12 protein-coding genes and 3 tRNA genes are annotated in these 11,202 nt (G+C 70.3%); 7 read left to right on the top strand and 8 right to left on the bottom strand.

Annotated elements, in window-relative coordinates; genetic code table 11:
• Positions 1-22: 22 nt before the first annotated feature.
• The 6 genes from rplK to hadA all read right to left on the bottom strand — a co-directional run bounded on the left by rplK (position 23) and on the right by hadA (position 3,259).
• Positions 23-457 carry a 50S ribosomal protein L11 gene (gene rplK, locus G6030_RS04535; RefSeq protein ID WP_061228429.1) on the bottom strand — a complete coding sequence of 145 codons (435 nt, stop codon included), beginning with the start codon at positions 455-457 and terminating at the stop codon, positions 23-25.
• A gap of 291 nt (positions 458-748) precedes the next feature.
• Entirely contained in the window at positions 749-1,735 is a 987-nt protein-coding gene (gene nusG, locus G6030_RS16375; protein WP_182642339.1) for a transcription termination/antitermination protein NusG, read from the bottom strand.
• 64 nt (positions 1,736-1,799) lie between these two features.
• Entirely contained in the window at positions 1,800-2,138 is a 339-nt protein-coding gene (gene secE, locus G6030_RS16835; RefSeq protein ID WP_063971824.1) for a preprotein translocase subunit SecE, read from the bottom strand.
• A 37-nt stretch (positions 2,139-2,175) separates the two neighbouring features.
• Positions 2,176-2,248, bottom strand: a tRNA-Trp gene (locus tag G6030_RS04550).
• 172 nt (positions 2,249-2,420) lie between these two features.
• A complete protein-coding gene (locus tag G6030_RS04555) occupies positions 2,421-2,840 on the bottom strand; it encodes a MaoC/PaaZ C-terminal domain-containing protein (protein ID WP_182642340.1) in 420 nt (139 codons plus the stop codon).
• Between the two features lie 23 nt (positions 2,841-2,863).
• The gene (gene hadA / locus G6030_RS04560) at positions 2,864-3,259 is read right to left on the bottom strand and encodes a (3R)-hydroxyacyl-ACP dehydratase subunit HadA (RefSeq protein WP_182642341.1); all 396 of its coding nucleotides are present in this window, start codon (positions 3,257-3,259) and stop codon (positions 2,864-2,866) included.
• Between the two features lie 94 nt (positions 3,260-3,353).
• Here hadA and G6030_RS04565 point away from each other — a divergent pair, with 94 nt between their 5' ends.
• The 6 genes from G6030_RS04565 to G6030_RS04590 all read left to right on the top strand — a co-directional run bounded on the left by G6030_RS04565 (position 3,354) and on the right by G6030_RS04590 (position 9,962).
• On the top strand, positions 3,354-5,072 hold the full coding sequence (locus G6030_RS04565; RefSeq protein WP_347238577.1) for an acetolactate synthase: 1,719 nt from the start codon (positions 3,354-3,356) through the stop codon (positions 5,070-5,072).
• A 6-nt stretch (positions 5,073-5,078) separates the two neighbouring features.
• Positions 5,079-6,599: a molybdopterin-dependent oxidoreductase gene (locus G6030_RS04570; protein WP_182642342.1), complete on the top strand. Its 1,521-nt coding sequence runs from the start codon at positions 5,079-5,081 to the stop codon at positions 6,597-6,599.
• A 1-nt stretch (position 6,600) separates the two neighbouring features.
• Positions 6,601-6,864, top strand: coding sequence for a hypothetical protein (locus G6030_RS04575; protein ID WP_182642343.1), 264 nt, complete (start codon positions 6,601-6,603; stop codon positions 6,862-6,864).
• 28 nt (positions 6,865-6,892) lie between these two features.
• Complete coding sequence (locus tag G6030_RS04580; RefSeq protein ID WP_182642344.1) at positions 6,893-7,633, top strand: Crp/Fnr family transcriptional regulator; 741 nt, start codon at positions 6,893-6,895, stop codon at positions 7,631-7,633.
• A 123-nt stretch (positions 7,634-7,756) separates the two neighbouring features.
• Positions 7,757-7,993 (top strand): heavy-metal-associated domain-containing protein, encoded by a 237-nt coding sequence (locus tag G6030_RS04585; protein ID WP_007631771.1) that lies wholly within the window; start codon positions 7,757-7,759, stop codon positions 7,991-7,993.
• 43 nt (positions 7,994-8,036) lie between these two features.
• Positions 8,037-9,962, top strand: a complete 1,926-nt coding sequence (locus G6030_RS04590; protein ID WP_241724157.1) for a cation-translocating P-type ATPase — start codon at positions 8,037-8,039, stop codon at positions 9,960-9,962.
• Positions 9,963-10,063: 101 nt separating this feature from the next.
• On the opposite strand, the gene G6030_RS04595 is transcribed toward G6030_RS04590, so the two are convergent.
• Positions 10,064-10,137 (bottom strand) — tRNA-Met (locus G6030_RS04595).
• Between the two features lie 42 nt (positions 10,138-10,179).
• Positions 10,180-10,252: transfer RNA gene (locus G6030_RS04600), tRNA-Thr, on the bottom strand.
• Between the two features lie 131 nt (positions 10,253-10,383).
• Here G6030_RS04600 and G6030_RS04605 point away from each other — a divergent pair.
• A complete protein-coding gene (locus G6030_RS04605) occupies positions 10,384-11,106 on the top strand; it encodes a glycosyltransferase family 2 protein (RefSeq protein WP_131886246.1) in 723 nt (240 codons plus the stop codon).
• Positions 11,107-11,202: the final 96 nt, after the last annotated feature.

The raw sequence follows: 11,202 nt of genomic DNA on the forward strand, positions 1-11,202 counted from the left end.
GGGGGGGGGGGGGGGGGGGAGGTCAGCCCTCGACCGTGATGCCCATGGAACGGGCGGTGCCGGCGACGATCTTCGCGGCCTGGTCGATGTCGTTGGCGTTGAGGTCCTCCAGCTTGGTCTGCGCGATCTCACGGACCTGGTCCATGGTGACCTTGCCGACCTTGGCGGAGTGCGGCGTGCCGGAGCCCTTCTGCAGGCCGGCGGCCTTGAGGAGGAGCTTGGCGGCCGGCGGCGTCTTCAGCTTGAAGTCGAACGACCGGTCCTCGTAGACCGTGATCTCGACCGGCACGACGTTTCCGCGCTGGTTCTCGGTGGCGGCGTTGTAGGCCTTGCAGAACTCCATGATGTTGACACCATGGGCACCCAGAGCCGGGCCGACCGGCGGGGCCGGGTTGGCAGCGCCGGCCTGGATCTGGAGCTTGATGAGCCCTGAGACCTTCTTCTTCTTCGGAGGCATCGTCTTCCTGATTCTTCGACTGGATCTCGGCACCGCGCTGTACACGCGGGAGGCCGACTGTCGTGTGCACCCGTCCCGGCCGTGCCACCGTGAGGTGGGCATCCGGCGACACAAGCGCAACCTAGGAGAGTTTACGTGTTCCGCGCACGCAACGACTAATCGTGGGCGCGGACCGCTCCCCACGCGCGCCGACCGACCGTGGGCGGACCGCTCCCCCGGACGCCTCCGGTGCGGAGACGACGAACCCGCCCCACGCTGGGCGCGGGGCGGGTCGCCGGGGGCTCGTGCGGGTCAGTCGATCTTCTCGACCTGGTTGAAGCCGAGCTCGACCGGCGTCTCGCGGCCGAAGATCGACACGAGCACCTTGAGCTTCTGGGCGGCCGGGTCGACCTCGGAGATCGACGCGGGCAGGGTCGCGAACGGGCCGTCCATGACGGTGACCGACTCGCCGACCTCGAACTCGACCTCGACGTTCTGCGGGACCAACCCGGCGTCGCCGTCGGCGGCGCCGGCGGCGGCGGCCTTCTTCTCCGGCTTGGGCGCCAGGAACTTGGCCACGTCGCTCAGGGAGAGCGGGGTGGGGCTGCCGCCCTGGCCGCCGGTCGCGCTGACGAAGCCGGTGACGCCGGGGGTGTTGCGCACGACGCCCCAGGACTCGTCGTCGAGCTCCATGCGCACCAGCACGTAACCGGGCAGGACCTTGCGGTTGGCGGTCTTCTTCTGACCGTTCTTGACCTCGGTGTACTCCTCGACCGGGACCTCGACCTGGAAGATCTTGTCCTCGGCGCCGAGGGTGACGGCGCGGGTCTCGAGGTTGGCCTTCACCTTGTTCTCGTACCCGGCGTACGAGTGGATGACGAACCAGTCGCCGGGCAGCTTGCGCAGCTGGCGCTTGAAGGCGATGACCGGGTCGATCGCGGGCGCGGCCGGCTCGGCCGCGGCGTCCTCGGCGGGGGCGTCGTCGCTCACGTCGTCGGTCTGCAGAGCCGACTCGTCGAGCTCGGCCTCGGCGACGTCCTCGTCACCCTCTTCGACGATGTCGCCCTCGACGTCCTCGTCGATCTCGGTGGGCTCGGCGTCGGTGGCCGCGTCCTCGTCGAGCTCGGCGCCGGCCGCGACGGTCTCGTCCTCGGCCTCGGGATCGGTGGGCCCGGCGTCGACGGAATCGGCGGGATCCGCGGTCGTGTCAGCGAGCACCGCGTCGGCCTCGCTCGCGGCCTGCTCGGCGGCGGCCTTCTCGGCGTCCTCGGCCCCGGGGCTCTGATCGATGTCGCTCACGGAAAATGCGGTCCTCTCGAAGTCGGCGGTCCGGATCTCACCCCGGACCTTCAGCGGCAGGTCTCTAGCGGTCGAAGACGAGCTCGACGAGCTTGCCCGCGCCGAAGTCGACGCCCGAGACGAGCGCGGTCATGAAGATGAGGAACAGGAACACCACGATGGTGTAGGTGACCATCTGGTTGCGCGTGGGCCAGATGACCTTGCGCAGTTCCTCGACGACCTGCTTGAGGTACTGGATGGGATTCGCGCGGGCGGTCCGCGTGTCCTCCGGCTTGTCCGCGTCCGTGCGGACCCGGCCCGCGACGGCCGTGTCACCACGACCGGCCTTACCCGTGGGAACGGCGGCGGCCTCGGAGTCGCGAGCGCCGCGGGTGTCGACGTCGTCGTCGCGATCCTGGCTCACGCGGCTACCTCCGGGTCGTCTGGCTTGCGGGGAAGTGCAGGGGCGACAGGACTTGAACCTGCAACCTGCGGTTTTGGAGACCGCTGCTCTGCCAGTTGAGCTACGCCCCTTCGGCCGGTTTCCCGACCACCCGTACCGTCCCGCGTAGCGGACCGCACGGTCGCCTCGACTCTACAGTGTCGGCGACTGCCCGGGGGCAGCGCGGGTCGCGACCACGTTCGGTCGGGCATCTCAGTGTACGACAGCCGCCCCGGTGCCCCGAAATCGGCTACTCGGACGCCGTCAGTCCCCGAGCGCGACCGTGACGATCGCCTTGCCGAACACCTTGGCCCCGCCGCTGGTGACGACCAGCGCGACGTCGGCGCTCGAGCCGTCCTCGGAGACCTTCTTCACCGTCCCCGCCACCTCCAGCAGCGCGGGGGCGTCGGCCGGCACCACGACGGGCGCGGCGAACCGGAACGAGGTGGCCAGGACGCGATCGGCTCCCCCGGCCCACTCGGCGACGACCCCGATCGCCAGGGCCGACGTCAGCATCCCGTGCGCCACCACACCGGGCAGACCGAGCGCCTGCGCTGCCGCGTCGTCCAGGTGGATGGGGTTGTGGTCCCCCGACGCCTCGGCGTAGCGACGCAGGTCCTCCCGCCGGACCGGCAAAGTCCGCGGAGGCAGGGCGTCCCCGGCCGCGGGACTCGTCGTCGTCATCTCCCCCGTCTCCCCCGGCCCGGTCACCCCTCCACCTCCGCGGTGAGCAGTGCGGTGGTCAGGGTCTGGACGGGCTCGCCGTCGGCGTCGCGCAGCACCGTGTCGAAGCCGATCATGCGCCCGCCGCGTGCCGACCGCACGCCGGTGACCGTCGCGGTGGCGGTGAGGACGTCACCCACCCGGATCGGTCGGTGGTGCTCGCTCGACTGGGCGGTGTGGAGGGTCCGCGCGAGGTCGATGCGCAGCGCGGGGTGCTCCATCACCGCGCGCTGGACCGGGGCGGTCAGGGCGGCGGCCAGCGTCGCGGGTACCTGACCGGCGGGCGCGCCGACGGCCTCGGCGAACCGTGACACCACCGCGTCGGTCACGGTGACGGGATCGGCGACGACGACGAGGTCATCAGCGTTGTCTGTGCTCACAGCCCCTGACGCTACCCGAGGGCGTGTGCGCGGAACCGCCCATGCGAGCGGGTGTGGCCTCTTACGGTGAGGGCAGTCCAGCAGGAGGTGCGGCGTGAGCCATGACGAGTCGAGCGAGCGGTCCGGACAGGTGCCCGGTGCGCTGACACCGGTGGAGGGCCACGGTGGCTCGCACGCCACCGCCGTCGCGGCCGCCCACGGGGTGCGGACCATGTTCACGCTCTCCGGCGCGCACGTGTTCCCCATGTACGACGCCGCGGAGAAGGAGGACCACGGCATCGCGCTGCTGGACGTGCGGCACGAGCAGACCGCCGCGTTCGCCGCCGAGGCCACCGGCAAGCTCACCCGCTCCCCCGGGCTGGCCGTGCTCACCGCCGGGCCTGGCGTCACCAACGGGGTGTCCGCGATGGCCCAGGCGTCCTTCTCCGGCGCGCCGATGGTGGTGCTGGGCGGGCGCGCCCCGGCCGGGCGCTGGGGCACCGGCAGCCTCCAGGAGTTCGACCACGTGCCCGTCGTGGCGCCGGTGACCGTGTCCGCCGAGACGGCCCGCGATACCGCGGACATCGCCGCCGCGACGCACCGCGCGTTCACCGCCGCCCGCACCGCCCACCGCGGACCGGCGTTCCTCGACGTGCACATGGACCACTTCTTCGACCGGTGCACCTCCGCGCGGCCCGAGCCGGACCACTCCCCGGGTACCGACCGCCTCCCCGACACCGACGCCGTCGACCGGATCGCCGACCTGCTCGTGCGCGCGGAGCGGCCCGTGCTCGTCCTGGGCTCAGACGTGTGGGCCGACGGCGCCGAGGACGCGGCGCTGCGCTGCGTGGAGACGCTCGGGCTACCGGTGATCCCCAACGGGATGGGCCGCGGCATCGTGCCCGCCGGGCACCGACTGCTCGTGGGCAAGGCGCGCGGCATGGCGTTCGGCGCGGCCGACGTGGTGATCGTGGTGGGCACGCCCCTGGACTTCCGGCTGAGCTACGGCGTATTCGGCGGCAAGGAGGGCGCCACACCCGCGACCGCGGTGCACATCGCCGACTCCCCCGGCCAACTCAGCCGTCACGCCTCACCCGCCGTCGCGACCGCCGGCGACCTGGAGCTCGTGCTGGACGCGCTGGTCGAGGCGGTGGACCGCCGGTTCCGGACCGGGGCGCGCCGCCCGGACTGGAGCGGGTGGGTGGCGTCGCTGCGTGAGAAGGCCGACGCCACCCACGCCGCGGACCTCGCGCTGTTCTCGGCGGCCGCCGACCCGATCCACCCGGCGCGGATCTACGGCGAGCTGTTGCCGCGACTGGCCGAGGACGCGGTGGTGGTCGGCGACGGCGGCGACTTCGTGTCCTACGCCGGGAAGTTCATCGAACCCGCCCGGCCCGGCAACTGGCTCGATCCCGGCCCGTTCGGCTGCCTCGGCGCTGGACTGGGGGCGGCGATCGCGGCCCGCATCGCCCGCCCCTCGAGCCAGGTGGTGCTGCTGCTCGGCGACGGCGCCGCCGGGTTCTCGCTCATCGACGTGGACACGCTCGTGCGGCACCGGCTGCCCGTGGTCATGGTGATGGGCAACAACGGGGCGTGGGGCCTGGAGAAGGGGCCCATGCAGATGCTGTACGGCTACGACGTCATCGCCGACCTCGCCCCGCGCACCCGTTACGACGAGGTGGTGCGCGCACTGGGCGGTGCCGGCGAGATGGTCACCGACCCCGCACAGATCGGCCCCGCCCTGGACCGCGCGTTCGCCAGCGGCGTGCCGTATCTGGTGAACGTGGTGACCGACGTGGAGGCCATGTACCCGCGCTCGACCTTTGGAGTGTGACAGGACGTGATCAATCCCGACTTCCCCCTGTGGCTGCGAGCCTCGCACCTGATCAACTTCATTCTGATCGGCATGTTGCTGCGCTCGGGCTGGGAGATCCTGTCCTCGATGCCGCGGCTGTGGTGGCGCAACGACTGCAAGCCCGGAACCGAGTGGTTGCGCTTCACCCGCCGCAGGCTGCCGAAGGAGGAGGGCGTCTACACGTCCCTGATGGACGAGAAGTCGCTGTCCCCGCTCATCGGGTTACCGGGCCGGGAGAACATCGGGCTCGGACGGCACTGGCACGGGATCTCAGTGATGCTGTGGGTACTCAACGGTCTGATCTACGTGGTGTTGCTGTTCGCGACCGGGCTGTGGCGTCGGATCATCCCCACCTCGTGGGACGTCTTCCCGCAGGCCTGGGAGTCGATCCGGATGTATATCGGGCTCCGGGCTCCCGCGATCGAGCACTTCGACCCGTACGACGCCGCCCAGATGCTCGCCTACACCGCCGTCGTCTTCCTCCTCGCCCCGCTGCTCATCCTCACCGGCGTGGCCATGGCGCCGGCGGTCCGCTCGCGGTTCCCCGGGTACGTCAAGCTCTGGGGCGGACACCAGGGAGCCCGATCGTTGCACTTCCTGTTGATGGTCCTGATCACGGCGTTCATCGTCATGCACGTCGGCCTGGTATTCCTCGTGCACGCCGAACACAACCTGGTGCACATGGTGTTCGGCACCACCGACACCTCACGCGCCGCGCAGGCCTTCACCATCACCATCGCGACCATCGTCGCGGTGGTGGCGTTCTGGATCGCGCTGAGCTACTGGTCACTGGCCGACCGGGCCCGGGCGCAGCGGTTCACCGCCGGAGTCAGCGAGATCGGGCGGCGGATATTCCTCAACCGGCTGCGGCCGCGGATGAGCCGACAGACGACCTACACCGACGAGGACATCTCGGAATTCCACTGGACCAACGGCCTACCGCCCACCGCGGACGAGTCACCCGAGTGGGTGGCGGCCCGGGAGGACGACTGGTCGGGTTACACCGTGACCATCGGCGACGACCTCTCGGGCGCGGCGAGAACCCTGAGCCTCGACGATCTCGCGGAGCTCCCGCGCACCTCCTACGTGGCCGTGCACACCTGCATGCAGGGCTGGTCCGCCACATCCCGCTGGACCGGGGTGCGTTTGCGCGACCTGCTCGAGCTGCTCGGCCCCAGGCCCGAGGGTGCGAACTACGTGCTGATCGACTCCTACGGATTGGCGCAGAAGATGTACGACAACCGGCCGAGGGAGCCGTTCTACGCGGTCCTGGACCTCGAGACCGTCTACGAGGACGACACGATCCTGGCCTTTGAGCGCAACGGGCACCCCGTGGAGACCCACCTCGGCGCCCCGGCACGCCTGCGGGCTGAGTCCAACCACGGATACAAACACGTCAAGTGGGTCCGCTCCATCCGGTGGATCGGCGACTACGCCGACTACGGTGACGGCCGGGGCGGAACCCGCGAGGACTCCGCACTCCAGGCGTTCAACGGAAGGATCTGACGTGCCCGAGATCGTGTCGTGCCGCTTCGAGGTCAGCGGGGTCCGGACCGACAAGGACGTCAAGAAGGCGCTGCAGGCGCTGTACGACATCTTCGCCGACCACGGCCTCGGCCAGGCCACCTTCGAGATCACCGCGGGCCAGCACGCCCAGCTCGTGGTCAAACACGTCGACACCGTCCGCCCCGACCCGGAGATCATCGACCGCGCCCTCGCTCGGGCAGGCGATTTCCGCGTCGTCTCCTCCCGGCTCCACTCGCCGGACTGAACCGACCGCCACGAGAAGAGACCCGGTCATGGCCCGCAACCCGGTCCGGCGCAACTGCGCCCATCCCCACTCCTGCTCGGAGGAGACCCGGCTACAGGTCCTGGCCGAGTCCCCGCTGACCGGCGGTCTGACCCCGGCCGAACACCGTGCCCTGGACAGACACTTGTCCGCCTGGTCCTGGGCGGAGGGCGATCCGCTGATCATCGCCGGGGATGAGGTCCACGGCTCCTACCTGGTGGTCTCGGGTCGCGTACGGGTCACCCGTAACACCGTCGAGGGGAACGAGATCACGGTCGACATCGCCGCCCCGGGCGATCCCGTGGGCCCGCTGCGCACCGAGACCGCCGTCGCGATGGATTCGGCCTGGGCGATGGAGACCACCTGTGCGCTGTTCCTCCCCGCCGAGGCCCTGGCGGAGGTCGTCGGGAACCACCCCCGTTTCGCGCTGGCGGTGCTGCTGCAGCAGCAGGAGCGCCTCGAGCAGGCGCGCGAGCGGGAGATCCGGCAGGCCACCCGACCGGTGGAACAGCGGGTCGGTGCGGTGCTGCGGTACCTCGACGACAAACTCGGCAGTAGACAACGCGACGGCTCGAGCCTGCTCCAGGTCCGACTGCGACGCGACGACATCGCGGGACTCGCCGGCACGACGGTCGAGTCCGCCTCTCGCGTGATGGCTCGCCTCAAGAAGGCGGGCATCATCGACTCCGGCCGCGAATGGGTGTCGATCCTCGACCGCACCGCACTCGATCGTGTGATCGACGGCAACTAGCCGCTCACCTCGAGTTCTTCGTTGATTGACCGGGGTCAAGGAAGTCCGCTCCCCCTCCTCCTAACGTCAGTGGTGCACGTAGGGAACGTGCAAGAACCACAGCCTCGAAGGAGAGGGATCACCATGAGTGTCCGCGAACAGATCAAGAGCATTGTCCTCCGCTCGGACGAGTTCTCGTGCCCGTCGTGTATCGCGAAGATCGAGAACAAACTGAACGGCCTGGACGGCGTCGAGTCCGCCGAGGTCAAGTTCGCCTCCGGACGGGTACTGGTCGACTACGACCCGGGAGTCGTCTCCGTGCGGGATCTGGTCGCAGCAGTCGCCGAGGTCGGTTACGCGGTCAAGCCGTCGGCGTTCTGACACCCACCACCGGCCGCACGTCAGACGAGGAGAACAGGAAATGTTGAAGTCACGGGGGACATGGGGCGTGGTCGCGGCCTCGGGTCTGCTCATCATCGCGTCGTGGCTGGTCGGTCGATTGACCTCGGCCGAGACGGTCGCGGACGGGCTGATGATCGCCGCCGCCGTCGTGGCCGGCTACCGGATCGCCGTCTCGGCGGTCCAGGCACTGCGCGTCCGGATGATCTCGATCGACCTGCTCGTCGTGGTCGCGGCCGTCGGCGCGATGTTCATCGACAACTACTGGGAGTCGGCGGCGGTCACCTTCCTGTTCGCTCTCGGCAAGGCGCTGGAGCGGGCGACCCTCAACCGCACCCGGCGGGCGCTGTCCGACCTGGTCGACTCCGCGCCCGAGACCGCCACCGTCCTGCGTGACGGGGAACCGGAGACCGTCGAGGTGTGGGAACTCGAACCCGGCGACATCGTGGTGGTGCGCAACGGCGAGCAGGTCCCCGTCGACGGCCGCGTCATCTCCGGCAACGGCGGAGTGGACGAGGCCACCATCACCGGCGAGTCCGTCCCGGCGGAGAAGTCCGAGGGTGCCGAGGTATTCGCCGGAACCTGGCTACGCTCGGGAGTCCTGCGGGTCGAGGCCATCGGCATCGGGGCGGACACCACTCTGGCCCGGATCGTCCACCGCGTCGAAGACGCCCAGGACGACAAGGCCCGCACCCAGACGTTCATGGAGAGATTCTCCCGCTGGTACACCCCGGCGGTGATGCTCGCGGCGCTGATCGTGGGTCTGCTCCCCTGGCCGCTGGTCGCCACCATGGACAACATCGAGTTGGCGCTGACCCTGCTGGTGATCGGCTGCCCCGGCGCCCTGGTGATCTCGATCCCCGTCTCGATCGTGGCCGGCATCGGCCGCTCCGCCAAGGACGGCGTCCTCATCAAGGGCGGCGAGTACCTCGAGAGTTCAGCGAGGGTCGACGCCGTCGTCGTCGACAAGACCGGCACCCTCACCAACGGCCGACCGGTGCTGACCGACGTCGACATACTTGACGACGACTACTCCCGTGAACAGGTCCTCCTGCTGGCTGCCCGCGCAGAGACCGCGTCCGAGCACCCGCTCGCAGAGGCGATCATCTCGGGCGCCCGCGGGGCCGGACTGGAGGTCGACCTGGTCGAGGCTGCCGCGCCCGTCGCCGGCAAGGGCATCCGCGCCGAGGTGGACGGCCGTGTGGTCTCGGTGGGCTCCGCGGATCTGCTCGACCACCGACCTGACAACGCACGGATCCTCGAGCTCAACGAACAGGGCAGGACCGCGATGTTCGTCGGGGTCGACGGCCGGGCCGTCGGCATCGTCGCGGTGGCCGACACCATCCGGGACGATGCCCCGGCTGCGATCCGCGCCCTGCACGACGCCGGGATCCGCGTGGTCATGGCGACCGGGGACGCCGAGCGGGTCGCCCGCAACGTCGGCACCGAACTCGGGGTCGACGAGATCCGCGCCGAGCTGATGCCGGAGGACAAGGTCGAGATCGTGAGGGAGTTGCAATCCCGCGGTCACACCGTGGCCATGGTCGGCGACGGGGTCAACGACACCCCGGCGCTGGCACTGGCCGACATCGGGGTGGCGATGGGGGCCGCCGGATCGCCCGCCGCAATCGAGACCGCCGACATCGCGCTGATGGCCGACCGACTCCCCCGCCTGCCGTATGCGCTGGGACTCGCCAAGCGCACCGTCCGGACAATGCGGGTCAACATCGCTATCGCGCTCGTGACAGTGGCCGCCCTGTTGGCGGGGCTGTTCCTGGGTGGGGTGACCATGTCGGTCGGCATGCTGGTCCACGAGGTGTCGGTACTGGCGGTGATCGCGATCGCCATGCTGCTCCTGCGACCCACCCTCGCGAAGGGCGGGGCGGGGACGCCGCGACGGGGAAAGAGCCTCGACCTCGGAATCGGGGATCAAGCGACGGTCAGGGTGTGATGCGGCAGCGTGTGACCACCGCGAGCTCGAGACCTGGCCCGGAGAGGTGAGGCATACGACGAAGGCCGCCCGCAGTACGCGGGCGGCCTTCGTGTTGAGAGTACCGGTGGGGGGACTCGATCCCCCGACCTCACGATTATGAGTCGTGCGCTCTAACCAGCTGAGCTACACCGGCATGCCCTGCCAGTCGGACGATCGAGCCGCCCCGCACAGTGCGAGCCCCCTGTCGGAATCGAACCGACGACCTTTTCCTTACCATGGAAACGCTCTGCCGACTGAGCTAAGGGGGCGGGCTACGCTCCGCTGTTGGTCTCCCAACCGCTCGGCGCTGAAGCCTTTAGCAGATTACACACACCGCCGAACGCGGCACAAATCGGCCGGTGAGAGGGCTGATCTCCGGCGCCGCTGGCAGGATGGGCGGGTGCGCATCTCCGTGGTCATCCCCGTTCTCGACGACGCCCGCGAGCTCGAGGGCTGCCTGGCCGCGCTCGCCGCGCAGACACGGGCCCCCGACGAGGTCGTGGTGGTGGACAACGGCTGCTCGGACGACAGCGTCGCGGTGGCGCGGGCCGCCGGTGCCCGCGTGGTCGACGAGCCCGTGCGCGGCATCCCCGCAGCGGCCGCCGCCGGCTACGACGCGGCGACGGGCGACGTCATCGCCCGACTCGACGCGGACTCCCGCCCCGGCCCCGACTGGCTGGCACGGATCGAGTCCGCGTTCGCCGCCGATACCGAGCTCGTGGCGGTCTCGGGGCCGGGCGAGTTCATCGGGCTCATCGGGTGGCGTGCCCGGGCGGCGAAGCTGCTCTACATGGACGCGTTCTTCCTGTCCGTCGGCTCCGCGATGGCCCACCCGGTGTTGTTCGGCTCGAACCTGGCGATGCGCCGCAGCGCGTGGGAGCGGGTCCGCGACGGGGTCGACCGCACCGATCCGGAACTGCACGATGACATCGACCTGTCGTTCCAGTTCGGCGCCCGCGACCGGCTGTGGGTGGACCGTTCGCTCGCCGTGGGCATCTCGGCCAGGCCGTTCGACGACCCCGCCGCGATGCGCCGTCGCTTCTCGCGGGCGTTCCGCACGATCTTCCGGAACTGGCGCACGAGCCCGCCGTCGCAGCGGTGGCTGGAGCGCGTCCAGCGTTGATCCGGCGCGGCGCCGGCCACAGCGGGGCGGGCGGGGGCGGGCGGCTCCAACGGCTCGAGCACTCCGCCAGCACACGCGCTGCCGGACTGCCCGCCC

This window comes from Dietzia sp. E1, from assembly GCF_014145015.1.
Taxonomy (GTDB): domain Bacteria; phylum Actinomycetota; class Actinomycetes; order Mycobacteriales; family Mycobacteriaceae; genus Dietzia; species Dietzia cinnamea_A.